Origin of the sequence: Pseudalkalibacillus sp. A8, assembly GCF_045920555.1 — a bacterium.
Classification (GTDB): Bacteria; Bacillota; Bacilli; order Bacillales; family Fictibacillaceae; genus Pseudalkalibacillus.
Genome location: NZ_CP174509.1, coordinates 1182390 through 1208956 on the forward strand (window position 1 = coordinate 1182390; position 26567 = coordinate 1208956).

Genomic DNA, 26567 nt, shown 5'->3' on the forward strand with positions numbered 1-26567 from the left:
GGGACCAGCAGAACAGAAATCGATCAACGTTTCTTTGGAGTTATCATCCGTCTTATTCCGGCCGACGAGAAAATAACCGCTTTTCGGGATAGAGTAGGTTTTGTGTTCCCTTTCTAATTCGCTATAGGCTTTGACAACCGAATTGATACTGCATTGCAGTTCTTTTGAAAAAGCACGGACCAGGGCAGCCGGGATCCGGGCTTCAGGCGTCCATCCCTCATCCTGACCTCGATTTCCTGCATGATTTCTTCGTATTTCGTAGGCAATTAGGATCCTCTCCTTCTGATCTGTATGGGTACAGACGGTAAAAATGAAGCTTTCCGATATAAGGCTGGTTACGTATAGTTTAGGATATCAAAAGCTTGTTTACTATCATGAGAAATACCCATTCAAAAGAAGGAGGTCATAAAATGAAGATGTTAAGGGCTGCGGTCTTACTAGTTTTTTCTTTTTTGCTTGTATTCACGGGAACAGGTACAGTAACAGGGACAGGGCACCAGAAGCCGAAGGACTTGGAAATCGGGGAGTTTTTTAATGGAAAAGAAGGGACGATGGTGTTGAAAAATCTACGGAACGATCAGGTATATGTGTACAACCAGGAGAGAAGCATGCAAACATTCACACCTGAATCCACCTATAAAGTTCCGAATGCTTTGATCGGATTGGAAACAGCAGTGGTCAGGGATGAATATGAAGTGAAACACTGGGATGGCGTCATCAGAGAAATTGAAGATTGGAACAGGGATCATACATTAGCTTCGGGAATGAGATATTCGGTTATCTGGTATTATCAGGACATGGCGCGGGATATTGGAGAAGAACAAATGCAACATTATGTAGACCTTATGCAATATGGGAATCAGGATATAAGCGGTGGAATTGATAAGTTTTGGCTGGCCAGCAGTATGGAAATCTCAGCTTTGGAACAAGTGGATTTTATTGAAAGGCTAGTAGAGGATGAGCTTCCTATTGAAGAAAAGCATCAGAAAACCGTGAAACGTATGATGATTCAGGATGAACAGGATGAATATACACTTCACGGGAAAACAGGTACCAGGCTATCGGATTTTGGTCTCGGATGGTTTGTAGGGTTTCTCGAGACAGAAAAAACGACATGGGTTTATGCCGTCAACATCGACGGCAGCGGAACCGAAGCCAAAAATATCACGCTTGAAACACTGAAAAAGAAGAACATCATTGACTAAAAAAATGTAGATGAGACGTATAAAGCAATCAGACGCGTTGTCATATGAACGCGTCTTTTATCGTATTACCGACAGAAGACTCCCACCTCAAGGAATGTGAAGGGCGTATCCCAATGAGTAGGTGGGAGATGAATGTAGGTTGGCGTTAGCCAAAGCGGACCTCATTGTGTTAGAATAAGAACATACATTCCCTTCAAACGAGGTGGTCATCCGTGTTCGTCAAAAAAGCGTATAAGTTTCGGATCTATCCAAACAAAGAACAGGAAACATTAATCGCTAAAACCATTGGTTGTTCTCGTTTTGTATTTAATCATTTTTTAGCTCAATGGAATGATACATACCGTGAAACAGGCAAAGGATTAACTTATAACGCTTGTTCTTCTCAATTAACACAACAAAATTGGTTTGGTTAAAAGAAGTTGACAGCATTGCTATACAATCCTCACTTAAAAATCTTGCTGATTCGTATACTCGATTCTTCAAGAAACAAAACAAAGCACCACGATTTAAGTCTAAAAAGAATAATGTACAATCCTACACAACAAAGCACACAAACGGCAATATTGCGGTTATCGACAACAAGATCAAGTTACCTAAACTTGGCTTCGTTCGATTTGCTAAAAGTCGTGAGGTTGAAGGTCGTATCCTTCATGTGACGGTTAGACGTCATCCTACCGGAAAATATTTTGTATCCATCCTTGTTGAAACAGAGGTTGAAGCGTTACCTAAAACCGGTTCAGCTTTAGGGATTGATGTTGGCCTCAAGGACTTTGTGATTTTGTCTGATGGAACAATACATAAGAATCACAACTATTTTCGCAAATTTGAAAAGAAATTAGCCAAAGCACAACGGACGCTTTCAAGGCGTAAAAAGGGTTCTTCTAACTGGCATAAGCAACGGATAAAGGTTGCACGACTGCATGAGAAAATCACCAATGCAAGAATGGATGACTTGCATAAAATCTCGACCGGTATTGTCAAAAACCACGACATCATCGGTATAGAAGATTTACAAGTAAGGAATCTATTGAAAAACCACCATTTAGCCAAATCTATCAGTGAGGTTAGTTGGTCGAAATTCCGTATGATGCTTGAATACAAAGCGAAGTGGTATGGCAAACAAGTAGTCATTGTCGCAAAAAATTTTCCCTCTAGTCAACTATGTTCAAAATGCGGATACAAAAACAAAGATGTTAAAAATCTCGGATTGCGTAAATGGGATTGCCCTTCTTGCGGCGAACATCACGATCGAGACATGAATGCAAGTATCAATATTCGTAATGAAGCATTACGATTAACCGCAGGAACTGCGGGGATAGCCTAATTAAGAACAGGTGGTTGCACTGGTGCTCTTAGGAATCTCCCACTTCAAACAGACCGTAAGGTCGTTAAGTGGCGAGAGGTTCAAAATGTATGCTTATCACCGTTATTCATTTCTTTAAGCAGCATGATCATCTCATCGGACTTTTTAGATTGTTCATTTAAAACTATTCGTATCGATAAAAGCGACCAGACCACTCCCACTATGGCTAAAAGCATAAGTAAGGGATAACTGAAGTTATAAACGTAATTATTTTGATAACCTCCTTTAAAATATTGATATATTAAGGAAAAATTCAATCATATCGAAACGATTGAGCAAGTTCTTCAATCTGGTGTTTTTCCAAGGTAGGGGTGGTTGAAATTAAAAGGTAGGAATGTTCATCATCGACCGGAAAAAGAAAATGGAAACGCTGAGCAACATCCATAGACTTTACGTGCTCTAACACCAATCGGGTGTTGTTATAGTACCAGCCTGATTTAATTTCATCTGCATGGAGTCCCCCTTCGAAATTAGGGACGATCTCCGAATCAAATTCTTCGGTCTTGATGTATTGGACGGTGGCGACCTCTTCATCATTTTTTAGAAGGGACCATCCATTTTTTCTATCCATGGTAACAGTTTGGTAGATATCAGTATCTTCGGTTTCAAACGTAAACATACCACTTTCTTCCGACATGGTAGTCCCGCATCCACTTAGTACCACAAATGAGGCTATTATTATCAGTGAAAGTAATACTTTCATAGTTTCCTCCTTCCCACACCCTTAATATGTGTATTCTAACAAAAATAGGAAATACCTCTAAAAATGCATGGGTTTTGGGTTACAAAAAGTTATGAAGAGTCATACTCCTTGATTAATTATTTCTTTCAATTATAGCGTAAAAATAATGCTTTTAAATTTTGAAATATGAAGAGGATTTTAAACAATAAGCAACAAAGATATAGATGTAGTATTTAATAACTAATTGGTGTACAAAATAAGTTTTTGGAGTGATTGATATTGAAAACCCATGATTATTTGCTAGAACATATGAACTGGCCTACAGTTAAAGAAAAAATTGAAGCTGGGATGGATACAGTGATTATTTGTACAGCTTCAGTTGAGCAACATGGTTATCACTTATCTGAACTGACTGATACAGTAATAGGTCAGGCAGCTGGGCTTCTTGTAGCAGAAAAGCTTGGTAACGCACTTGTTGCCCCAGTTATTCGTCCAGGCCTGTCGGAGCACCATATTCCAATGGCCGGCAGTTTAACGCTTCGTCCAGAAGTGTACCGTGGGATAATAGAGGATTATGTCACAAGCTATAAAAAACACGGCTTCAAAAAGGTTATTATTTTCTCCTCTCATGGAGGAAACTTTAATGAAAATGAGAAGATCGTTAAGAACCTTCAAGAGATGCATCCAGAGATGCAATTTAGCAGTTCGTTATCATTAATGGAGTTGATGGATCTCATGGCACAATTTGAAAAGAAGTATGGACTGGTTGAAGGAAGCTGCGGACACGGAGGAGCAATGGAAACATCTGTAATGCTTCATACTGCCCCTGAACAAGTGGATATGGATAAAGCAACACCTGGTTATATCGGCCCAATGACAGAGGAAGTTTTAAATAAGGTGTTTAAAAGTGGGATAGTCGGTATTACAGAAGTTGGTATTTTGGGCGATCCGAGACAGGCAAAAGCAGAATGGGGTGAATACTTCTTAGAGCTTTTTTCCGATGAAATCATAAAAGCAGTTCATAAGGATTTTAATCGTTTATTATAAGACGGGATGTCATGTGGCGAGTATAGAAAATGATATTCTATATTCGCTATTTGATTGATTTGGAACTTTATTCATTAGATCAGCGGCGTTTTTACAGGAAAAGAGTTGGAGTTTTATTTGTTTAGATTTCCAAGCAAGAAGAGTGGTGGACGAATTTTTGGAAGAGGTACACCAAAACAAATCATTAAATCTATTGCTTTAACAGGGAGCACCACCCTTAAACAGTGGCGCTCCTTGTTGATGTATTTTAGTTTCTGCTTTCACCGAACGTATGATAGTGATCTATCATTTAAGCCCGTCTTTTTATCCAATTATCTCTAGTTAGTATCATATTGATGGAGACACTTCTTGAAAGTAAGCCAGGAAGAACTGTATTTTGCATCATGTTACCCAAAAGTAGTAGAGGAAGAGGAGGGTGTTGTTCTCTAGGGAAACAACTTGGTCATTCAGTGACATTAGTATAAGACGAATATTATTGATACGAACTTTAGAATAAAGGTCATAAAGTTGCAAAAGATCAAAAATAACGTATTTAAATAGATCGAGTTTAAATAGATCGAGGGGGTATCACAAATGAATGTAACAAATTAATCCAAGATAAGGAAGCATTATGGAGTAAGTGCGTCTTACATAAACAGAAGAAAAGAGCTTGAAACCGAGCTCTTTTCTTCTGGATTCATTTTCAGATCATAGGTGAGTTCTGTGTGATTAACCCTGGATTTCCGTTTTCCTACCTCAAAATGGACAGGATTACCAAGTTCTATTATCAATTCATTACGCTTTCTGTTCTTCGAATTCAGGATCTTTGTAAGGATGCGCTACCCAGCCGGATGGATCGATGAACAGGCGGACAGCTACTACTTGGCGATCATCCATCAAAGTGAAGAAATGCGGCGTCTCGACCGGTACGGAAATGACATCGCCGGCTTCCAATTCGACATCAAAATAGCCGAGGTCGTCTTGACCCTTGATGATGAAAATACCGTGACCTGCTGTAATTGCACGGACTTCATCTTCTGTATGCACGTGGACTTGCTCGAATTTTTTCAACAATGCTTCTAGGTCCGGTGTTTCTTCAGAGAGTGCAACGACATCCCAGCTTACATATCCATTCCGTTGTGCGAGTGAGCGGATCTCCTCATCGAATACTTCGAGTGTTTGCTGCTTCTGTTCATCATTGATCCTACAGTTTTCTTTCAATTCGTCTGGGAGCTTGCTCGTATCCCATTTTTCGTAAAGTACCCCTTGATTCTGTAGAAATTCGCCGACTGCCTTGTCTCCTTCAATCGCTTCGTTCGTGTTTCTGATTTTAATGACTGCCATTTTCAATCTCCTCCTTAAAAAATTATGAAAGACTTAAGCTTTTATATGATCTGATTTTCAGATGATAGGAAAATAGAAACTCAAAAGCCTCCAAGTATTTCTTTGCCTCAAACGCGTTTTTGCCCCAGACGGTTATCCCGTGGTTTCGGATCAGAATCCCATAAACATCTTCCCTTAGATTTGCCGCCATTTCCTTTGTCAATGTTGGAATATCCGCATGGTTTTCCACGATCGGTACTGTGATTTTTGCATCCTGTTCCCATAGCCCGAAGGCTTTGATCAGCTCCTGTCCTTGAAACACGACACACTTTTCATCGCCGTAAAGCTCTGAAATGACGTTGTTGTCGACGGTGTGGACATGGAGGCAGCAGGCTGCATCCGTCCGCTCATAGATTTCCTTATGGATAAGCGTTTCTGCTGAAGGACGTAACACTGTTTCCTCAACCGGTACACAGTTTTCATCCACAAGGACAAAATCTTCTGACGTCCGTTTCCGTTTATCTTTCCCGCTTGCTGTCACAAGGAAATTGAGTGGGTCTGACTGGACTTTGATCGAAAGGTTTCCGCTTGTACCGGGAAACCAATCACGAGAAGCAAGTTCATCTTTTACATCGGCAAGCTCATTCCAGTACTTCTTCAACTTACTCATACCAGCTCCTCCTGTCTTTGTTTCAGAATTCCGATGACATCGTAGAAGGTTTCGAATGCTCTGTAATCCAGGTCCAATTCACGGCATTTCTCGGTTAAAAAACCTCTTGAGATCACCTTGTCTGCTATTTTTGCTGCCTGTAAGTCTGTGATCGAATCACCAATCACGATCCTGTCGTATTGTTTAGGATCATAGTTTCTTAAAATCGAAGGTTTGCAGCAGCCACAGTCATTGTCGCAATAACGATCACACGGATGTGGCCAGGTGATTCTGATCCTTTCGCCGGTGAAATCACTGCCGTTGCAGTAAATATCATGGCGCTCAATGTCAAAAGGCACAAGCAATCGATAGACGAAAAAATCAATGCCTCCGCTAACCACAAGCAGTTTGATGTTCTGTTCTTTCGTAAAGGCTACGAATTCTTCAAAACCTGGACGGAATTCAGCCTGACGGATTGCATATTCTTTAATATCATCCTTCAAATCTTTCGGAAGGAGCGAAAACATCTTTCCGACACCTTCACGGATAGAAATCCGCTGGGATAAAATCAAATCCTTCAATTCTTCCCATTCTGGTGGCGCAAACTTTTTCATAATAGTAATGATATTGTCGCTCATAGTAATCGTACCATCGAAGTCACAAAAGATGATCGGTTGTCTGCTCATGATTTTGATTTCACCTTCGCAGGACCCCATAGATCAAGCGCTTTTTTCAGTGGATCACTTACTTCAGCCACTTGTTCCAATGACCGGCCGTCCAATACACCATCAATTGCATCGCGGAATGCTCTGCCGCCAGCGTCTGCTCCGTCCGGATGACCGTGGATTCCGCCACCAGCGTTGATGATGCTATCCTCACCGAAGTCATTGATGAGCAGTGGCGTCAGTCCCGGGTGGATGCCGGCAGATGGAACAGGGAAAGCTCTTTTCAATGGACCTTCATCAACTGTCAACGCTTCAGCAATTTCTTGCGTTTCCCCCTTATCCAGCGCTACACTTCCATACGGTGACGGGAACAGAACATAGTCTGCACCAGCCAGTCGTAAAAGCTTTCCGAGCAGGACTTTATTCGAGACACCGTAAAATGGGGAAGGTGTGATCGCTCCGCTGAACGCTGGGTGCGCCATGATCGGTACATTGATTTCAGGGTCTTCCGCCAAAGCCTGCAGGGTGTCTAACCCATAGGCAAATACATTTAACAACAGGGAGTTGGCTCCAAGTTCCACTGCCCGCTTCGCTTTTTCCTTCAAATCGAAGGTCCGGCCAGTCAAATTGGCAGCATACAAAGTCCGGTGGCCCGTTTCCTCATACACTTCCTTTAAAACCTGCAGTCCGGACTTGATCCTTGATTCGAATGGCGTCTTTTCGTTGTCGAAGAGGATCTCATCATCCTTGACGATGTCGACACCGCCCAGGGCTTGAAGCCGCATCTGATTGTCGAGGTCCTGCTGCTCCTTACCGATCACGCCTTTGAAAATGCTCATCAGCAATGGCCGGTCATAAACGTCGAGTTTCTCTCGGATACCAGAGATTCCAAATTGCGGACCAGGATACTGAGAAAGCAACAGATCCGATAACTCAATATCGAGCAGCTTGATTTCCCCATCCAATGAAAGTTTACCGAAGATTGTCGTCAAAATGGCCGGGATGTCGTTACTGAAGTTAGCGGAAGGGTAGGCAATCTTGATGATTCCCTTCGTCCGTTTTCCTCCAAAAAAGTGATCCGCTTTTTCGTCTTCAGGAAGGTAGGTGACGTCAATCACTCTCCCTTTATGTATGCTCAACTGCTTTTGCTCCAAAGCTGGCAGGTTCGTCCATGATCCGACTGTCAATCCGAGTGCGATCGATTCCGCTTTTTTCTCAAGATCTTCTTTTTTGTCATGCAGCAGGTAGGTAGCAATGATTTTTTCACTCATGACGTTCACCCTTTCAAGTATTTAACAAATTTTAAAGGTTATCATTCTATTAACCCATATAAAAAACCTCTTCCCACAAGAGGAAGAGGTCGATTGATTGCGGTCTCCATCCTCTCATCTGTCAGCTCTAAAGCTGCGAGAATTAGCACCGTGTTTTTAACTACAGTTAAAAGCCGGTTGCCGGGCTTCTTCGGGCTCGTCCCTCCACCTCTCTTGATAAGAGTCATACGATTGAATTCCAGTTAAATAGATTTATAACACGGATTATTACACGGAAATTCGTGCATGTCAATTCCCTAACTATTATTTTATTTAATTGAACCTCTCGCCACTTAACGACCTTACGGTCTGTTTGAAGTGGGAGATTCCTAAGAGCACCAGTGCAACCACCGGTTCTTAACTAGGCTATCCCCGCAGTTCCTGCGGTTTAATCGTAATGCTTCATTACGAATATTGATACTTGCGTTCATGTCTCGATCGTGATGTTCGCCGCAAGAAGGGCAATCCCATTTACGCAATCCGAGATTTTTAACATCTTTGTTTTTGTATCCGCACTTTGAACATAGTTGACTAGAGGGAAAATTTTTTGCGACAATGACCACTTGTTTGCCATACCACTTCGCTTTGTATTCAAGCATCATACGGAATTTCGACCAACTAACCTCACTGATAGATTTGGCTAAATGGTGGTTTTTCAATAGATTCCTTACTTGTAAATCTTCTATACCGATGATGTCGTGGTTTTTGACAATACCGGTCGAGATTTTATGCAAGTCATCCATTCTTGCATTGGTGATTTTCTCATGCAGTCGTGCAACCTTTATCCGTTGCTTATGCCAGTTGGAAGAACCCTTTTTACGCCTTGAAAGCGTACGTTGTGCTTTGGCTAATTTCTTTTCAAGTTTGCAAAAATAGTTGTGATTCTTATGTATTGTTCCATCAGACAAAATCGCAAAGTCCTTGAGGCCAACATCGATCCCTAAAGCTGAACCGGTTTTAGGTAACGCTTCAACCTCTGTTTCAACAAGGATGGATACAAAATATTTTCCGGTTGGATGACGTCGAACCGTGACATTCAGGATACGACCTTCAACCTCACGACTTTTGGCAAACCTGACTAAGCCAAGTTTAGGCAACTTGATTTTGTTGCCTACAATCGCAATATTGCCGTTCGTGTGCTTTGTTGTGTAGGATTGTACATTATTCTTTTTAGACTTAAATCGTGGTGCTTTGTTTTGTTTCTTGAAGAATCGAGTATACGAATCAGCAAGATTTTTAAGAGAGGATTGTATAGCAATGCTGTCAACTTCTTTTAACCAAACCAATTTTTTCTTAAGTTGTGTTAATTGAGAAGAGCAAGTGTTATACGATAACCCTTTGCCTGTTTCACGGTAGGTATCGTTCCATTGAGCTAAAAAATGATTAAACACAAAACGAGAACAACCAATGGTTTTAGCGATTAAGATTTCCTGTTCTTTGTTTGGATAGATCCGAAACTTATACGCTTTTTTGATTAACATGGCTGATCATCTCGCTTAAAGGGAATGTATGTTCTTATTCTAACACAACGAGGTCCACTTTGCCTAACCCCAACCGACATTCATCTCCCACCTACTCATTGGGATACGCCCTTCACATTCCTTGAGGTGGGAGTCTTCTGTCGGTAAACGATAAAATTAGTGAGAGGTTTTGAGAAGTTAAGCGTTTGGATCATTCCTTAACAGGATATTTTTCTTTTCTTGGAAAAACCTGTTGACAGTTGAGAAGGTGTTCTGTAATATTCTTTTCAAGTTAGTTTTTACATTCCAATAATCATAAATTTCATAAAATCTCTTATCAAGAGCAGGCTGAGGGAATTGGCCCTATGACGCCCAGCAACCGACCTTTCTATTTAAGGATTCTAGAAAAGGCACGGTGCTACTTCCAACAGGATGAAACCATACATCCTGGTAGATGAGAGGGACGAAGACTACATACCTTCAACCTCTTTCATCGGAAAGAGGTTTTTTTTTGCACTATAAACCCTTTCTTAAGTATAAGTGCAACTAAGGCTCAGCCATCGCTGCAGGCTTGGCTTCGCAAGTTTTCTTTATATCCAAAATAAGGAGGTTTCTCTTATGTTAACGAAGCAATCAACCTATGAACCTTTCACAACAGAGACGGTCGTGGCGTACTTGAAAGATGGAAATTTCATCTCTAAGGACAGTCCGGTGACATGTTACGAGATCGGTGACGGAAATCTCAATTATGTATTCCATGTAAAAGAAGATGATACCGGGCAGTCGTTAATTGCCAAGCAGGCACTCCCATACGCAAAAGTAGTCGGCGAATCCTGGCCGTTGACGCTAGACCGGGCACGGATCGAAAGTGAATCATTGAAAGAGGCAGCAAAATACGTACCCGATCTTGTCCCTGAGGTCTATGGGACAGATGAGGTTTACGCCGTAACGATCATGGAGGACTTGTCAGACTATATCATACTGAGAAAAGGGCTGATAGAAGGCAGAAAGTATCCGAAACTTGCTACTGATATCGGGAAATTCATCGCCCATACCTTATTCCATACATCCGATTTTGGACTGGATCCAAGTGAGAAAAAACTGCTCGCTTCCAAATTCGTTAACCCTGAACTTTGTAAAATCACCGAGGATCTCGTATTTACAGATCCATTTTTCGATCACGACACCAACGATTTTCCTGAGGAACTACGTCCAGAGGTCGAAGCATTATGGGCGGATGATGAACTGAAGCTTGAAGCGGCGAAGCTCAAGCATCTCTTTCTTACAAAAGCGGAAGCGCTGATACATGGTGACCTGCATTCCGGAAGTATTTTCGCCACCGAAGATTCGACGAAAGTGATCGATCCTGAGTTCAGCTTTTTCGGTCCAATCGGGTTCGATGTCGGTGCCTTTATCGCCAATCTGATCCTGAACAGTCTGGCACAGGAAGCCAGGATTGAAGATGAAGCTGTCCGTCGTGATTTTCAAGCCTACCTGCTCGATGTAATCGAAGAAACTTGGAACGTGTTCACAGCGGAGTTTACGAAATTATGGGTTGATAAAGGGAAAGATCCATTCCTTGCAGTGTCTGGATATCTCGATGCTGTGTTAGATGAAATCCTTCAGGAGACGGTTGGTTTTGCAGGAAATAAGATCATCAGACGGACGATCGGCCTTTCACATGTAGAGGACATCCATGGCATCGAAGACCCGGAAAAACGGTTGAATGTCCAACGGGAGTCCCTTAAGACCGGGAGGCATCTGATCCTTAACCGACATTATGTGAACACCATCGAAGACCTCATCAACTTGGTAAAAGGAGTTTAACAGAATGATAGAAACAGATTTTATCCGCTCAGTAAGATGGGAAAACAATCGAGTCGTATTGCTCGACCAACAAAAGCTGCCCCTCAAAACAGAATATATACATCTGGATGATGTGAAGGGGGTATGGGAAAGCATCCATTCGTTGAAAGTGAGGGGAGCTCCAGCGATTGGAATTGCTGCAGCATTCGGCCTTGCGCTCTGGGCGAGCAAGTTTGCGGGACAATCGATTGAAGATTTCAGAACAGGTCTCCGGATACAGCGGGATTACCTGGCAAGTTCCCGGCCGACAGCGGTCAACCTGTTCTGGGCAATCGATCGGGTCGTCGCAGCTGCATTCCATGCGAAAATAGTCGAAGAGGCGAAGCAGACTGTTCTAGCAGAAGCCCTTGCAATCCAAACCGAGGACGAAGCGGTGTGCAGAAAGATCGGCGAATATGGCTTATCACTCCTTCAACAAGGGGATACTGTTTTGACGCACTGCAATGCGGGCGGGATTGCGACTGCCAGATATGGAACAGCGCTTGCTCCTATTTATCTCTCGAAAGAGCAGGGAATCGAGCTTTCTGTATATGCGACAGAGACACGGCCCGTCTTGCAAGGGGCGCGTCTGACTGCCTGGGAGCTGGGACAGATCGGAGTGGATGTCACCCTGATCACCGACAATATGGCAGCACACGTTTTGAAGAACAAGAACATCTCAGCCGTCATCGTAGGTACGGACCGGATCGCAGCCAACGGGGATGTCGCCAACAAAATCGGGACGCTCGGGCTCGCTGTGCTAGCAAAAGCATTCAATATCCCTTTCTATGTGGCTTCACCTTTGTCGACGATCGATCTGACCATTTCCTCAGGGGAAGAAATTCCGATTGAAGAAAGAACCGAAGACGAAGTCACTCACTGGAACGGAGAACGTGTAGCTGCGGAGGGAGTCAACATCTACAACCCTGCATTTGATGTGACACCTCATGAATATATAACGGGAATCATAACCGAAAAGGGCATCATCACAGGGGATCTGCAAGAAGGATTACAGAAAGTGAAAACGATATAAGGGTGTATATAGATTCCGTAGCTCCCTGTCACTTTTAAACTGAGTAAGCGGATGAAAAAACTAATTATATTTAGGGGGAAAACCATTGAAACCTTTGAAAACAGCATTCATTTTACTTTTACTTTTCACATTGATTCTAGCGGCTTGTACAAATGAACAAGATGCAGCAGCACCACAAGATACGGTGAAAGCAGAAGACAGTGACAAATCAACAGAGAAAAAGGACAGCAATTCTTCCGGTGACGTTTCAGCAGAAATCCCAGAAGGCGTACAGGAACCTTTGAAAATCGCAGCGATCATGCAAATGTCGATTGGAACATTCTCCTCGCAATATGTACAAGGGGTAAAAGAACAGGTCGAAGCGTTCGGTGGAGAAGTCCAAATCTATAACGCCGATAATGACCTTTCGAAAATGGCCACACACCTTGAAACGGCAATCAATCAGGGCGTCGATGGAATCCTTATCGACCATGGTCGCGCGGACGCATTGGAAAGCGGGGTAAAAGAAGCCCTGGATAAAGGGATTCCGGTCGTCGCCTTCGATAGCGATCTGAACCTACCAGGTGTAACTGTCATCGACCAGGACGACTACAGCCTGGCATGGAGTTCACTGAAAACACTCGCCCAGGACTTGAACGGGGAAGGTGAAATCGTTTATGTCTGGGTAGGCGGATTCGCTCCGATGGAGCGCCGTAATACAATCTACGATGCATTCAAAGAACGATATCCGAATATAAAAGAGGTGGCGAAATTCGGAAACGCGACCGCCAACACAGCCCTTGATACCCAGAACCAGATGGAAGCGATCCTGAAAAAGTACCCGAATGAAGGGGACATTGATGCGGTGTTCGCCCCATGGGATGAATTCGCAAAAGGTGTAACGCGTGCACTGGAACAAGCTGGACGTACTGACATCAAAGTATATGGGATTGATCTGAGCGATGAAGACCTTCAGATCATCCAAAAAGAAAACAGCCCATGGGTAGCGACCGCTGCCACCGATCCATCTGAAGTCGGCCGGGCTCAAGTCCGCTTTTTATATCAAAAGGCAGCAGGGGAAGAAACACCATCCATCTATTCATTGGACCCGCATCTCGTCAAACAATCGGACCTTCCGGATCAAACGATCTCCATGGATGAAATCGGTGAATATGTCAACGGATGGGGCAGCTCAGATGCTGGTGTATCCCCTTGGATGAAAGCATTAGAGGAAAAGGCCGAGTAACCATGAGCCAGTTGATCATGCGAAATATCGATAAACGTTTCGACAAGGTGGATGTTCTTAAAGACGTCACGTTCTCGGTCAATGCTGGTGAAGTGCATGCGTTATTAGGTGTGAATGGAGCTGGTAAAAGTACATTGATGAAGATCCTTGCCGGTGATTATATAAAGGATGGAGGGACGATCGAGATCGACGGTAAGAACATCTCGATCGACTCGCCGTCGGATGCGAAACGGCACGGGATCGGAATCGTCGTACAGGAAGTGGATACCGCCCTTTTCCCGACTTTATCGGTAGCTGAAAACCTCATCATTGATGACTTCAACAGTGGTTTCAAGCTCTCGAGGTTATCGTGGAGGGCGATCCGGAAACAAGCGGAAACGATTTTATCTGAGATGAACATAAGTCTGGACGTCAATAAACCGGTTGCGGAGTGCAGCTTATCTGAGAAACAGATGATCCTTATTGCCCGTGCAATGGCAGGCAATGTCCGTTACTTGATCCTTGATGAACCGACTGCACCTTTGAGCGAGAATGAAACGGAAACCCTGTTCAGCTTGATCGAAAGGCTTCGTGAAAAAGGCGTCGGCATCATCTATATCTCCCATCGTATGCCTGAAATCAAAACGATCAGTGACCGGTTCACTGTTTTGAGGGACGGCAAACTGATAACAACGGAAGAAACAAAGGATGCGACGATCGGGCAGATCATCCGGCAGATGCTCGGAAAGTCCCTTCAGAATGTAAAACGTCAACCGAAACCGATCTCCTCGAACACGCTCTTTGAAGTGAAAAAGCTCCACGTTCCGGATACAGGCAAAGAAATCAGCCTCAAAGTCCACGAAGGTGAAATCGTCGGAATTGCAGGATTGGTCGGAGCAGGAAAAAGTGAAACAGCGAAAGCGCTGTTCGGTGCGGGAGGAGCAACGGGTTCTTGGTTCTTGAACGGTGAGGAGAGGAAAATAGCTTCCCCATATGATGCTCTTAAACAAGGGCTTTGCCTCGTACCGGAGGAACGCAGGAAGGAAGGGATCGTGACCGGTCACAGTGTTGCCCACAATCTTTCGCTTCCATCATTGAAATCTTTCACGAAATTCGGCTGGCTCAGATTGAAGAAAGAAAAGGGCTTTACCAAGGATAAAATTGCGCAACTTGGAATCGTAACACCATCCGAAGAGAGCCTGTTGAAAAATTTGAGCGGTGGAAACCAGCAGAAGGTTGCAATCGGCAAATGGATATCCCCGGAACGGAATGTCTTCCTGTTCGATGAACCGACGAAAGGGATCGACGTGAATGCGAAGAAGGAAATTTTCCAATTGATCGATTCACTTGCTGGCCAGGGAAAAGGAATCCTTTATTTTACAAGTGAAACCGAGGAACTCCTCCTTATCGCAGACCGGATCCTTGTCATATACGACGGGGAGATCACGGCGTCATTCACTGGAACAGGAGCGATACGTGAAAATATCATGCAAGCAGCTACTGGAGGGAAGATAAGTGAAACAAACAGTTCAAGTTAAAGGACAGTATGCTCCAGGAGCGAATCTTGTCATCAAGGAAAGACTCGTCAATTTTCTTTTCAAGTATGGAACACTTCTAGTCATCGCCCTGTTGATTTTATTTTTCAGCGTCACGAACGAACGGTTTTTGACCTACAGCAATTTCACGGATATTTTACGATCGATTTCAATCGTCACGTTGGTGGCGCTCGGTGTCACCTTCACCTTGATTGTTGGCGGTTTCGACTTGTCCGTAGGGTCGACGGTGAGTTTAGCGACGATCGGAAGCGCAGCAGCACTCGTCTGGTATCGCCAGGAATTGCTCGTCGTCCTTCTGATCCCGTTATTATTGGGTCTTGTGGTCGGCTTGATCAATTCGTTCATCGTGGTAAAAATAAAAATCCCCGATTTACTCGCGACGCTTGCGGTCATGTACATCGTCAACGGGATCCAGCTGACTTATACGAAGGGGTTCTCGATTTACAACAATATGCCGATGTCTGAAGGAGGTACAGCACCTGGCGTGTTCATTCCATCTTTCCTTTTCATCGGCCAGGGTGAACTGTTTTCGGTTCCGTTTCCTGCGATTCTGATGATTTTCTTCGTCATCATCGTCCATCTGTTTTTATCGTACACGAAAGCTGGCAGACTGTTGTATGTGACAGGTTCGAACCGGGAAGCAGCCCGCCTTTCTGGAGTCCCGGTCGAGCGGTACCGGATGTATGCTTATGTATTGAGCGGATTGTTCGCATCCATTGCCGGGATCGTACTCGCTTCAAGAATTGGCACAGGCCAGATCTCTGCTGGAGCACCACTCCTCATGGACGGGGTCGCAGCGGCATTGATCGGATATTCCGTCCTCGGACAAGGGAAACCGAATCCGTTCGGCACTTTTATCGGTGCCGTATTGATCGGCATCCTGCTTAACGGACTTACGATGATGAATGTGCCTTACTACGCACAGGATATCGTCAAAGGAACGATCCTTGTGGCAGCACTAGCCTTCACCTTTTATCAGAAAAAAGCAGCCGATTTTAAAATATAGGGAGAAAAAATGTGGATATTTTATCCGCATTTTTTGTTGTTCGTATAGCTATCTTAATAGAGGATTTTAAAACTCTGTGAAGAAGAGTTGTTAGTAAACGAGTATACAGGTGGGGGGGTTGTGATGTTGAAACTGTTCCAATATAACTGGCAAGTTCGTGATGATTGGTTTACCTGGTGCGAAAATGTTCCTGAAGAGGAATTATTGAAAAAACGGATCGGTGGTCCAGGCAGTATCTTGTATACGCTGTATCACATCGTGGATGTCGAATACAGCTGGATTTTATATTTACAAGGTGAATCGGAGTTTGAGGAGCCTCCGTTTGAAGATTATGCCAGCGTACAAAAAGTAAAAGATCTATCAAGAAAATACCACAGGAAAGTGGAGCCGTTCGTCCGATCTTGGAATAGTGATATGGAGTTCCGTATCGCATCAGAAACCGATGCAAATGGGGAAACAGTCACTTACAGGCATGGAGAGATCCTGCGTCATGTCATCGCTCACGAAATCCACCACATAGGTCAGTTATCTGTTTGGGCACGGGAAATTGGAAAGGATCCTGTGACAGCAAACCTGGTTCGAAGAGGACTTTATACATAACCCGAGTCTTATATCACATTAGTCGAATGGAATCATGATATTGACCATGTACATATCCTTTTCAAAGCTCAACCAAACAGCGAATTATCAAAGTTCATCAATACATACAAAAGTGCTAGTTCAAGGCTGATAAAAAAGGATTTTCCTCAAATTCGTAAAAAACTATGGAAAGAAATGTTTTGGTCGAGAAGTTTTTGTTTGTTGACCACTGGTGGTTCGCCTATTGAAGTAGTGAAAAAGTATATCGAAAATCAAGGAATGAAGTGAGGTGATTTGATATGGCTAAACAAAACAAGGCATATAAGTTTCGATTGTATCCAACAGAAGAACAGGCTAAGTTAATCCGTAAAACCTTCGGTTGTGTTCGTTTTGTCTACAATAAAATGTTGGCAGAACGAAAAGATACCTATGAAACTTTGAAAGACAATAAAGAAGCACTAAAAAATGTGAAACACCCAACTCCTGCTAAATACAAAAAAGAATTTACGTGGTTAAAAGAAGTGGACATTGTTTCCTTCTACAAAGACTTGTTCAAATTGTGGATCAGTAAGAGAAATAACATTGTCAGAACGTATCTATCGATGTGAGTGCGGACTAAATCTTGATAGAGATTACAACTCCGCACTGAATATCAAAAAAGAAGGCATGTGCTTATTAGCAACTGCCTAATCAAATATAAAACTCTTGGAACAAGAGGGTTAGCTTGGTCTATTTCGTCAGCTACTAAAAGTGGCGATTACCCAAGAAGCCCCCACTTCAAGTAACCCGTAAGGGTGGTAAGTGGTGGGTAGTTCACAGACGAACTGAATGACTATGATTTCGTATTGGATTCACTCGGTGGAGATATCCAGGAAAAAAGCTTCGACATCCTGAAAAATGGGGACAGGCTTGCTTCGATCGTCGCTCCGCCGAACGAAGATCTTGCCAAGCTGAATGGTGTCAAAGTAAGCTTTGTATGGTTGGAACCCGATAGAAAACCGCTGGATCAAATTAGAGAGTTGATTGAAGAAGGTAAAGTCAAACCGCATGTCGGCTATACGTTCGAATTCTCTGAAGAAGGACTTCGTAAAGCTCATGAACTTAGTGAATCACACCATGCAAGAGGAAAGATCGTCATCCCGATAAAATCATGACGCAACAAGTAAAGCCACAGGTGACCGATCCAACCTGTGGCTTTTTTTGAGTTCGGAATTTATATTTCAATGTCAAATACTTCTTTAAGACTTGACTTTCCTGTCGGAGTGATTTTAACAGCTCGAATAGTAGGTACTCGTTCAATCCATTTTAAATCAATGAGTCTATCTAAAAGGGCATTACCTACAGCTCCTGCGAGGTGGTGACGCCTTTCACTCCAGTCCAAACACTTATGAATGTAGGCACGACGCTTCTTTCTAACCTGTCCAAGATCGATTTCAAAATCTCGAAAGAATTTTTCCCCTTCAGGAGTCAGTTTAAAGGTGTTATCTACAGGTTTGAGGAAATCATTATCAAGTAAAGAATCAGTTATTTTTACACCTAATTGTCCAGCAAGATGATCATAACAAGTCCGTGCATATCGAATGGCCTTATCATTCGAATCTTGCTTGAATGATTTGACTTCGACTTTAGGAGCTAATGACAATAATGATTCCAACACTTCTGCAATTTCATGGTTTTGAAGGCCATAATATCTATGTCTTCCGTGTTTTTCTACACGAACAACATTTGCATCAATCATTTTCTTCAGATGGAAACTTGCCGTTTGAGGTTTAATTCCCGCAACATAAGCCAGGCTGCTGGCAGGATGAAACCTACCATCCAGTAAAGCGGTTAATATGACAGCACGGGATGGTTCGCTGATCAATTTTGCGACTGCAGCTACATTTGGTCCTGTAATCATAATGATCCCTCCTATGTAATCCATATTTCGATGATAATGGAAATATTCATGTTTTACAATATGAATATACAAAAAGGAGGCCATTTAATGAAGCAATTATCTGAATCCTGTGAAACGAAAATCATCCATCCTAAAATTCTTTATTACGGAACACCTGTTATTTTATTAACAACTTTAAATGAGGATGAAACAGTCAATATCAGCCCTATGTCCTCTTCCTGGGCACTGGGGGATATTATTGTCCTCGGGATTGGTGTAGGAGGGAAGGCTTATGAAAATTTAATTCGACATGCAGAGTGTGTCATCAATATTCCCGATCCTTCACTGTGGGAAAATGTAGAGCGTCTTGCACCATTTACCGGGAAAGATCCTGTTCCAGAATCCAAAAAATTAATTGGGTTTACCTATAAAAAAGAAAAATTTGAAGTCAGCAACTTAACCCCGACTCAATCGGAAAGTGTTAAACCCACTCGTATACTTGAATGTCCGATACAGATTGAAGCAAAGGTTTTGAATATAAGAGTACCAGACTATCAACCAGGCATCGCCATTGTTGAAACCCAGTCTGTTCATGTCCATGCACATAAGAATATTATTAAACAGGGTAATCATATAGATCCAGAAAAATGGAGTCCGCTCATTTATAATTTTCGTCACTACTTCGGTTTAGGCAATCAATTAGGTAAGACGTTTCGAGCAGAGACATAAAATATGTTTTGGGAAAAGCCTTGAAAAGTGTAGAGAAACGATGTGTTTTTCTGCACTCTTTTTAGTTCTTGATAATTTTGAAGCTGCAATCTGGAATTTTATGCTAACATGAAATAAAATCGCTCTTCCCTAATTTTTAGAGTAGAAAGGAAGATTTAGATAGATCAAAAAATGTTTTACTTGTGGATGGTTGTCATCGCTGTTATATCGGTTTTTACTGGAGAAATCGTAACATTCATGATGCTTTTCTTAGTAATACTCACCTTAAGGGAAATCCATAAAACTATAATATCGATTTATGAAGATTGGAAAAAAACGGGCATCATAAGTTGATGGTTCATATGGAGTAATTGACATAACATTTCAAAGGAGATTCTGATGTATTCGATTAGACATATTCACATTCCAAAGGAAAGCCAAGGTAAATTTTCATGGAGGAACACGCAATGGAACTTTTTCAATTCAATAAAGAGGTTGGGAAAAAGATAACAAAATTCGATTCGGATTTCATCATGTCACGGATCATCCAAACCGAAAAACCAGCCCACATCGGGTGTATGCATTTAGACAAAAACGGAATTATCGGACATCACCAGGCAGTTGTACCTCAAATCCTATTAATCTTGAATGGAGGAGGATATGTAAAAGGTGCTGAAGAGGAGTATCTAAAGGTTAAGAGTGGAGATGCAGTATTCTGGGAGAAGGATGAATGGCATGAAACCAAGACTGACACCGGTTTGACAGCGATCGTCATTGAAAGTGAAGAACTAGAACCTTCAGTAATCATGCCAAAAGAGAAATAACCGAGGGTTAGCTGAAAATAATCTGGACTTTTTCAACAATTTGACTATTGTTTATATAAGAATTTAAGGGAGAAAATCAATGGAAAAAGAATTTCCGGCATTAGAAACGAAAAGATTGATTCTAAGAAAAGTAACAAAAGAGGATGCTTCTGATATGTTTGCTTATCTTTCTGATGAAGAGGTTGTGAAACATATGGGGCTGCCACCGAGCAAAACTGAAGAAGATGTCCTGGATGAGATCAATTGGTATGAATCAATCTACAAAAATGGCAGCGGTATCAGGTGGGGAATCACGGTGAAAGATTTTAATAAAGTGATTGGCAGTTGTGGATTTCTGAATACGGTGCCTAAACATCATCGGGCGGAAGTGGGATTTGAGTTATGCAAGGATTATTGGGGACAGGGTATAGCTTCTGAAGCTTTAAAAGCAGTGGTTAGGTATGGATTTGATCAGCTCGAATTGGAAAGAATCGAAGCGTTGATTGAACTGACAAATCTTCCATCTCAAAAGCTAGTGGAAAGGCAAGGTTTCTTACGAGAGGGCTTGCTTCGACATTATGAATTTACTTGAGGTAAATTCGATGACCTCTATATGTACTCGTTATTAAAAGAAGATTTGAAGAAATAGGGATACATGGAAAAGGGGCTTAACCCAATGCCTTTTAATGAGGAAAAACCACGGAGAAAATGAAAATTATCCATAGGTTTTTCCTTCTTGGTCTTTTTCTGAAATGTGGGTCAGCCCTTCATTTCTTTTTAAAAGCAAGGAAATACCATGCACCTTCCTTCACTACAGGAACAGCTTTTTTCAATTTATAACCGTGATTGGAAGCATTTTCGCAGATTTCGTTCTTGGACGGCAAGGCGAACAAGTTGTCATGAGCGGTCATGAAACTGTTGAACGCAGCTGAAAACGCATGCCCATGCTGTGGTTCTCGTAGTGGAGAGATGATGACAAGGGAGCCTTTTTTCCCTGTCAGATCGTATGCCCGTTCAAATAACGCCGCACGCCCATCAGGTGAGAAATAATACAGGACATTGTTCATCATCACCATATCGAAAGGTTTGCCTTCCCATTCCCAATTCATAAAATCACCTTGATGAATAGTAGCGTTGTTGCTCTTCACCCGGCTCAATCGGGACACGGCTTCATTACATACCTCCTGGTTCAGTTCCACCCCGTGCAGTTTTAGCTTCTTATTTTTCGAACTTAGTTTTGCAATGTATCCCGCATGGCCACAGCCTAAATCAAGCATTGATTTCGTCCGGTTCTTCTTCATCCATTTATATATTTTCGGAAAAGCAAACCGTTCTATAAAGGTAGACGTTTCTGCGACAGTTTCCGCGAAATCCTTCTCTTTGTACCCCATCTTTGTTTTCTGGCTCAGGAGACGGGGATACTCCAGCAAAATCGGGATATGGAGCTCCATCATTTCCTTCAGTAAAGCGCCTACGTTATGGGGACTTCTTTTTGATGTATAGTTGTACATCTTTTTATCAGCTTGAATATGCCCGTCAATTTCCCCTTTAAGATGTCCGACTGCCATACCTACATTAGTCCATCTTCTAAGGAGATCCAAATCCAATTCGGAATCCGCAGCAACAGCTTCTACCGTATTTCCTTTCTGAAAGCGATCGAATAGGTCAAGTTCATAACCGACATACGCATGCAAAGCATATAAGAATGGTTCATTGCTCTTCATCCACTTCCGAGCTCTAAGTAATTTCGTCCATTCAATCATTCTACGAGTTCCTCCTTTGATCAGATCCTAGCTTCAACCATGGGTAATTCTCTATTTCGGTAAAAAAGTGTTTCTCTTGTTCATATGGTGAAATCGATCTGCTTCCTAAAAAGTGAGGGAGAAGACCGATTTGTTTCATTCGATCCATTAAGGTAAATCTCCATATCCCGAGTCCAGAGGTATTCAGCATCTGCTTAAAATGGAGCTTGCTGTTCCGTGCGGTATTATGGATTCCTCCCATCCGCAATTTTTGCCAGGCAGAGGACGGGAATGAATAAAGTAAAGCAGCCTGGTTACTGAGTTTTGAAACGAATTCTGCCCGGGGTTTCCGAACCTGTTCGTACCACTTCAAATGAATCGGGTCAGTTTGGCTGGTGTCATACATCCAACAAAGCAACTCACCAAGCACATCTGAATCCTGGATGGCGAGATTCATCCCTTCACCAGCCATCGGGTGCACGCTGTGGGCGGCATCCCCGACAAGGACACAATTATCTTGAATATAATTTGAGACGTTATGGCGGACAGGAATCATCAATTGAACCTGATTCCAGGACTGGATTTGGTCAACAAAACCTTCCAACTCCGGCAACAGTTCGATATAGGTGTGATAGAACGATTCCAATCCCTCTTTCCGCATGATTTTGTATTCTCCAGGTTTGATCAACAATACACTGCGTACTTGGTCATCCGGTAAAGGAAACAATCCTAGAAACCGTTTCTGCGTTGTGATGATGGACGAAGTCTTTAAGGAAGGTGGTTTTGGAAAAGAAACGGTTAAAAAATGATGGTTATAAGAATACTTTTTCAACGTAACGTTCATCTCATTTCGTACAGGAGAGATCCTTCCTTCTGCACCGATATAGAATCCAGCTTCAATTGCAATCTCTTCATCTGAAGTCTTCACTTTTGCGATCCGTCGGTTATGCTTGTTCATGAAACCTGTAAATTTTCCAGGACGGATATGGTGAAAGTGAGGAAACAGTTTAGCTTTCTGAAACAGGATTTCCTTCAACTTCTCATGGGGAATCATGACGGAAGTGTTGTACTTCGAATGGATGATATCGTATCGGAATTCATTCTTTCCGATCAGTTCAAGCTCGTCTCCATCCTGATCGTATTCTGTCATCACAATCGATGGAAGGGATTCCCAGTTCTGTTGTATATCCTCATAAACACCAAGTTTGTCTAAAATCTTTAAACTTTTCGGCTGTAACAGCTCACCTTTATAGATCAAACCGCTCTTCGCATCTTTTTCTACAAGCAGTACATCGATACTGCAGGAAGCTAGTTTCACAGCCAAGGTCAATCCTGCAATCCCGCCTCCTACAATCATCACCTGATAATCCATATCGTTCACCACCCTTAATGATAAAACTCCTTTTCCACTTATAATAAAGAAGTAAACGTTGCGAAGTCGCCCCTGTTGAGTAAAGATTGAACTAGAGGAGGGTATAAGATGAAAATACGTCATACGAAGAGTACGGATTACGAAATTGTGTCGCCCCTGCTTAACGAATGGTGGGGTGGAAGGCAAATGTCTGACTTGTTACCGAAGCTATTCTTCAATCACTTCAACAATACGAGTTTCATAGCTGAAGAGGATGGGGAAGTTATCGGCTTCTTAATAGGCTTTCTATCTCAATCGTCTTCACATGAAGCATATATCCACTTTGTCGGCGTCCATCCCGATTACAGGAAACATGCGATTGGCCGAACGCTTTACAATCGTTTCTTCGAAGTCGCGAAGGAGAATGGAAGAAACATCATCCGTGCCATTACATCACCGGTGAATAAAGGTTCGATCGCCTATCATACGAAAATGGGCTTTGAGATCGAAAAAGGGGACGCAGAAGGGATGGAGTCTCCGTATTTGCGGATTACGATGGGGTTGATAAGGATAGGGTTCTATTTGTAAAAAGGTTATAATGAAGTCCCATTGGATGATTTGGGTTAATCGAATAGGAAAATGTTAAAAGGCGCACCTCATAAGAGAGGACGCCTTTTTGAATCATCAAATTTTGAAGGGGGGAATCCAACGACCGTCAATATCAGTAAATCGATACTCTTTTGCAAGTTCGCCTACTCTCAGTACTTGGCCGTTTTTCTCCATGATATTCGGATCACTCGCCAATGCCACTATCCCTCGCCCGATATATAAAGGTGATTCAGTTTTTTTCAACTCGTCAGATTCATGCCAGTGTTCTTCATCAGAGTCATGATGCTTAAGCACAAGCTCTGTCCTCATCCATCCAGGTGATACGGCAAGAACAGTAATATTGTCTCGTTTCAGCTCAATAGACAATCCATAAGCCATCCTGGTCAATGCATTTTTCGCAAGATCGTAGTAAAAATGACCAGTGTATTTATCATCGTCCCAAAAGGTCGTATGGAAGATGAGTGCTTTCTCATTTTTCCGAAGCAGCGGTATAGCAAAGTGATTGGTCGCCAATTGTGCCCGTACCCCCGCTGTGAACATCGTATCCCAATGTTGTAACGGCAAATCCCAGAATGGGGCTGGCTCAATAGAGAGATCATGTGCTCCCCATACGTTATTGACGAGAATGTCAAGTTTGCCCTGTTCTTCATGGATCTGGTCAACCACGGATTCCGTTTCCTTGTCTTTCGTATGATCACATTGAATGGGAATACCCTTGCCACCTGAAGCCTCGATCTGTCCGACAGTATCATCGATCGTTCCCGGCCAATCATTCGTCGATTTTCCTTTCACACTTCGACCGGTAACGTATACCGTAGCGCCCGCTTTTCCTAATTCCAGGGCGATGCCACGACCCGCTCCTCTACTTGCTCCTGTTACCAATGCGATTTTCCCTTTTAATGATCCCATAACCTCCATCCTTCCTTGTAAAGAGTATCTTCATTTTAACTGATAATACCTGACAACCAGTGTCATATTTAAAGATATAAATGCCATTTTCCTTTAAATTCTTATTATTAGGCTGCTATAAGCAGGAGGCGGAATGGAGTGTGGATTATATACGAGGCAGCCATCGGTGTTTTTCTTTAACGCACAAGGCGAGGCTATCTAATTAAGATTAGCCCTATAGTTTCATCACTTTTTTAGTTGAACTTATTTTCGAACTCCAGCTATTCCTAACAAAAGCAATGGAATAAAAAGCCCGAATGCTGAAGCATACGATGGCCATACATTTATAACATCGGTAGCTATATAGACGATATTGGGACTGACTACAAGGGAAAGAACAATAAGAATCATCCCTAAAGGGAATACAAGGATCCGATACTCTTTCAGTTTCAATATTTGGGCCAGACTTAACGTAGACACATAAAAGCAGATGGTCAGTTTAAAAAAGATAGAAATAAACCACATTATTGCTACGATGGCTTCTATTCTCTGTAAAAAATCTCCTATATTAATTTTTTGTGACAGCATATAGCTTGGGTATAAATTTCTCGTTGTTTGATCTGCACCCATAACTAGGATAGCTAGAGCCGTCAACAGGGTTAAAACTACTCCCCCCATCAATGTTCCCCTGAAAAAGGCCTTTCCTGCTTCTTTTGGATCATTTACATAAGGGAATATCATCAAGAAAATAACCAGCTCGAGGAAAGGAAACCCGATAAATAGAAATGTACTATGTAATACGGGTTTCATTCCCTCTCCAAGGATAGGCTGAATTTTTTCCAGTTCAATTTGAGGAGAAATAAAGATGACAAGCAAAAGAAAAAGAACGATAAAACATGGGAATAAAATTTCTCCCGAGCGGGCTAAAGTTTCAAGCCCATAGCGTGCTCCCATCAAGACAATAATAAGGAAAATAATATGGATGGCTTCGATCGGCGTTTCCGGCATGACTTGCGTTGTCATGAAGTCCCCCATATTTCGAAGGACGAATGCACCTAGAATTAATGGAAAAGTGAAAAATAGAAGAGAGATAGCTTTTCCTATCCATTTCCCAAGTATCTTTTCACTATATTCAACCAAAGTCATATCGGGATATAATTTTCCTAGTGTTTGAAATAACCAAACTAACAATAGTCCAACTACCAATCCAAAAATTGCAGCTAACCAAGCATCCTGTTTGGCTTCTGCTGCAAGCATGGAGGGGAGCAATATAAGAGAGCTTCCAGTCGTGAACATAAACACCAATACCGTAAATTGCCAACCTCCAATTTTACCTTTTTCCAGCATCTCTTTCCCTCCTTGTCACTTCTTAATTCTATAATTTCCTATATAGTTGAAATTAATAGGTTATATTAACTATAAAGGTAATATTTGCTATAAAATCCAACTTTAAAAAAACTGGAACAGACCAACTTCTAAGCAATACGATTTTCCTGAATATTTATGGACTAAAGTTCAGGTAACCATAAAAGTGGCTTATCCGAAGTAGGGTAAGCTCTTTTTGTAAAATTAATGGTTGAGTTAGATTGGAAAATTTGAAATAATTGGTATTAAGCAAGTGGTGTTTATTTAAAGTAATAAAGAACAACTAACAAAATGACTTATGTTAGGTATTCAGACA

At 42.2% G+C, this 26567-nt stretch carries 25 protein-coding genes, 4 pseudogenes and 2 riboswitches; of the genes and pseudogenes, 17 read left to right on the forward strand and 12 right to left on the reverse strand.

Annotated elements, in window-relative coordinates; genetic code table 11:
• Positions 1-113: 113 nt before the first annotated feature.
• Positions 114-266: a hypothetical protein gene (locus ACJROX_RS06175; RefSeq protein ID WP_408009879.1), complete on the reverse strand. Its 153-nt coding sequence runs from the start codon at positions 264-266 to the stop codon at positions 114-116.
• 144 nt (positions 267-410) lie between these two features.
• On the opposite strand from ACJROX_RS06175, the gene blaOXA reads away from it, so the two are divergent.
• Both blaOXA and tnpB (ACJROX_RS06185) read left to right on the forward strand, forming a co-directional pair.
• Positions 411-1205 carry a class D beta-lactamase gene (gene blaOXA, locus ACJROX_RS06180; protein WP_408009880.1) on the forward strand — a complete coding sequence of 265 codons (795 nt, stop codon included), beginning with the start codon at positions 411-413 and terminating at the stop codon, positions 1203-1205.
• A gap of 212 nt (positions 1206-1417) precedes the next feature.
• Positions 1418-2529, forward strand: a pseudogene (tnpB, locus tag ACJROX_RS06185) (IS200/IS605 family element RNA-guided endonuclease TnpB).
• 292 nt (positions 2530-2821) lie between these two features.
• On the opposite strand, the gene ACJROX_RS06190 reads toward tnpB (ACJROX_RS06185), so the two are convergent.
• Positions 2822-3271, reverse strand: coding sequence for a hypothetical protein (locus ACJROX_RS06190; protein ID WP_408009881.1), 450 nt, complete (start codon positions 3269-3271; stop codon positions 2822-2824).
• Between the two features lie 258 nt (positions 3272-3529).
• On the opposite strand from ACJROX_RS06190, the gene ACJROX_RS06195 reads away from it, so the two are divergent.
• Entirely contained in the window at positions 3530-4297 is a 768-nt protein-coding gene (locus ACJROX_RS06195; RefSeq protein WP_408009882.1) for a creatininase family protein, read from the forward strand.
• Positions 4298-5071: 774 nt separating this feature from the next.
• Here the strand turns inward: ACJROX_RS06195 and ACJROX_RS06200 are convergent.
• The 5 genes from ACJROX_RS06200 to tnpB (ACJROX_RS06220) all read right to left on the reverse strand — a co-directional run bounded on the left by ACJROX_RS06200 (position 5072) and on the right by tnpB (ACJROX_RS06220) (position 9704).
• Positions 5072-5620 carry an acireductone dioxygenase gene (locus tag ACJROX_RS06200; RefSeq protein WP_408009883.1) on the reverse strand — a complete coding sequence of 183 codons (549 nt, stop codon included), beginning with the start codon at positions 5618-5620 and terminating at the stop codon, positions 5072-5074.
• 22 nt (positions 5621-5642) lie between these two features.
• Positions 5643-6269, reverse strand: coding sequence for a methylthioribulose 1-phosphate dehydratase (locus tag ACJROX_RS06205; protein ID WP_408009885.1), 627 nt, complete (start codon positions 6267-6269; stop codon positions 5643-5645).
• Entirely contained in the window at positions 6266-6934 is a 669-nt protein-coding gene (locus ACJROX_RS06210; RefSeq protein WP_408009887.1) for a 2-hydroxy-3-keto-5-methylthiopentenyl-1-phosphate phosphatase, read from the reverse strand. Before ACJROX_RS06210 ends, ACJROX_RS06205 begins: the two co-directional genes overlap by 4 nt.
• The gene (locus tag ACJROX_RS06215) at positions 6931-8184 is read right to left on the reverse strand and encodes a 2,3-diketo-5-methylthiopentyl-1-phosphate enolase (protein WP_408009888.1); all 1254 of its coding nucleotides are present in this window, start codon (positions 8182-8184) and stop codon (positions 6931-6933) included. The genes ACJROX_RS06210 and ACJROX_RS06215 overlap by 4 nt, the downstream gene beginning before the upstream one ends.
• Positions 8185-8295: 111 nt before the next feature.
• A riboswitch (SAM riboswitch) is annotated at positions 8296-8407 on the reverse strand.
• A gap of 145 nt (positions 8408-8552) precedes the next feature.
• The gene (gene tnpB / locus ACJROX_RS06220; protein WP_408009890.1) at positions 8553-9704 is read right to left on the reverse strand and encodes an IS200/IS605 family element RNA-guided endonuclease TnpB; all 1152 of its coding nucleotides are present in this window, start codon (positions 9702-9704) and stop codon (positions 8553-8555) included.
• A 310-nt stretch (positions 9705-10014) separates the two neighbouring features.
• A riboswitch (SAM riboswitch) is annotated at positions 10015-10144 on the forward strand.
• 157 nt (positions 10145-10301) lie between these two features.
• Here tnpB (ACJROX_RS06220) and mtnK point away from each other — a divergent pair.
• The 10 genes and pseudogenes from mtnK (at position 10302) to ACJROX_RS06270 (ending at position 18060) form a co-directional block, all read left to right on the forward strand.
• Positions 10302-11510: an S-methyl-5-thioribose kinase gene (gene mtnK / locus ACJROX_RS06225; RefSeq protein ID WP_408009891.1), complete on the forward strand. Its 1209-nt coding sequence runs from the start codon at positions 10302-10304 to the stop codon at positions 11508-11510.
• A gap of 4 nt (positions 11511-11514) precedes the next feature.
• Positions 11515-12561: an S-methyl-5-thioribose-1-phosphate isomerase gene (gene mtnA / locus ACJROX_RS06230; RefSeq protein ID WP_408009892.1), complete on the forward strand. Its 1047-nt coding sequence runs from the start codon at positions 11515-11517 to the stop codon at positions 12559-12561.
• A gap of 85 nt (positions 12562-12646) precedes the next feature.
• Positions 12647-13786 (forward strand): sugar ABC transporter substrate-binding protein, encoded by a 1140-nt coding sequence (locus ACJROX_RS06235; protein ID WP_408009894.1) that lies wholly within the window; start codon positions 12647-12649, stop codon positions 13784-13786.
• Positions 13787-13803: 17 nt separating this feature from the next.
• Positions 13804-15303: a sugar ABC transporter ATP-binding protein gene (locus ACJROX_RS06240; RefSeq protein ID WP_408009895.1), complete on the forward strand. Its 1500-nt coding sequence runs from the start codon at positions 13804-13806 to the stop codon at positions 15301-15303.
• 31 nt (positions 15304-15334) lie between these two features.
• Positions 15335-16327 (forward strand): ABC transporter permease, encoded by a 993-nt coding sequence (locus ACJROX_RS06245; protein ID WP_408011591.1) that lies wholly within the window; start codon positions 15335-15337, stop codon positions 16325-16327.
• Between the two features lie 123 nt (positions 16328-16450).
• Positions 16451-16927, forward strand: coding sequence for a DinB family protein (locus tag ACJROX_RS06250; RefSeq protein ID WP_408011592.1), 477 nt, complete (start codon positions 16451-16453; stop codon positions 16925-16927).
• Positions 16928-16930: 3 nt separating this feature from the next.
• Positions 16931-17194 (forward strand): annotated as a pseudogene (gene tnpA, locus ACJROX_RS06255) (IS200/IS605 family transposase); the annotation flags it as partial.
• Between the two features lie 11 nt (positions 17195-17205).
• Positions 17206-17484, forward strand: a pseudogene (locus tag ACJROX_RS06260) (helix-turn-helix domain-containing protein); the annotation flags it as partial.
• A 4-nt stretch (positions 17485-17488) separates the two neighbouring features.
• Positions 17489-17596 (forward strand): zinc ribbon domain-containing protein, encoded by a 108-nt coding sequence (locus tag ACJROX_RS06265; protein WP_408009896.1) that lies wholly within the window; start codon positions 17489-17491, stop codon positions 17594-17596.
• A 155-nt stretch (positions 17597-17751) separates the two neighbouring features.
• Positions 17752-18060, forward strand: coding sequence for a zinc-binding dehydrogenase (locus tag ACJROX_RS06270; protein ID WP_408009898.1), 309 nt, complete (start codon positions 17752-17754; stop codon positions 18058-18060).
• Between the two features lie 59 nt (positions 18061-18119).
• On the opposite strand, the gene ACJROX_RS06275 is transcribed toward ACJROX_RS06270, so the two are convergent.
• A complete protein-coding gene (locus tag ACJROX_RS06275) occupies positions 18120-18806 on the reverse strand; it encodes an ArsR/SmtB family transcription factor (protein WP_408009899.1) in 687 nt (228 codons plus the stop codon).
• Positions 18807-18893: 87 nt separating this feature from the next.
• Between ACJROX_RS06275 and ACJROX_RS06280 the strand changes: the two genes are divergently transcribed.
• From ACJROX_RS06280 to ACJROX_RS06290, 3 genes are all read left to right on the forward strand, one after another.
• Positions 18894-19514 carry a flavin reductase family protein gene (locus ACJROX_RS06280; protein WP_408009900.1) on the forward strand — a complete coding sequence of 207 codons (621 nt, stop codon included), beginning with the start codon at positions 18894-18896 and terminating at the stop codon, positions 19512-19514.
• Positions 19515-19960: 446 nt separating this feature from the next.
• The gene (locus ACJROX_RS06285; protein ID WP_408009901.1) at positions 19961-20317 is read left to right on the forward strand and encodes a cupin; all 357 of its coding nucleotides are present in this window, start codon (positions 19961-19963) and stop codon (positions 20315-20317) included.
• 79 nt (positions 20318-20396) lie between these two features.
• Positions 20397-20888 (forward strand): GNAT family N-acetyltransferase, encoded by a 492-nt coding sequence (locus ACJROX_RS06290; protein WP_408009902.1) that lies wholly within the window; start codon positions 20397-20399, stop codon positions 20886-20888.
• A gap of 175 nt (positions 20889-21063) precedes the next feature.
• Here the strand turns inward: ACJROX_RS06290 and ACJROX_RS06295 are convergent, their stop codons facing one another.
• A complete protein-coding gene (locus ACJROX_RS06295; protein WP_408009903.1) occupies positions 21064-22059 on the reverse strand; it encodes a class I SAM-dependent methyltransferase in 996 nt (331 codons plus the stop codon).
• A gap of 1 nt (position 22060) precedes the next feature.
• Positions 22061-23410: an FAD-dependent oxidoreductase gene (locus tag ACJROX_RS06300; RefSeq protein WP_408009904.1), complete on the reverse strand. Its 1350-nt coding sequence runs from the start codon at positions 23408-23410 to the stop codon at positions 22061-22063.
• 108 nt (positions 23411-23518) lie between these two features.
• Between ACJROX_RS06300 and ACJROX_RS06305 the strand changes: the two are divergent.
• Positions 23519-23988 (forward strand): annotated as a pseudogene (locus tag ACJROX_RS06305) (N-acetyltransferase family protein).
• A gap of 85 nt (positions 23989-24073) precedes the next feature.
• On the opposite strand, the gene ACJROX_RS06310 reads toward ACJROX_RS06305, so the two are convergent.
• Together ACJROX_RS06310 and ACJROX_RS06315 are read right to left on the reverse strand one after the other, a co-directional pair.
• Entirely contained in the window at positions 24074-24907 is an 834-nt protein-coding gene (locus ACJROX_RS06310; protein WP_408009905.1) for an SDR family oxidoreductase, read from the reverse strand.
• A 243-nt stretch (positions 24908-25150) separates the two neighbouring features.
• Positions 25151-26233, reverse strand: coding sequence for an endospore germination permease (locus tag ACJROX_RS06315; protein WP_408009906.1), 1083 nt, complete (start codon positions 26231-26233; stop codon positions 25151-25153).
• Positions 26234-26567 lie beyond the last annotated feature (334 nt).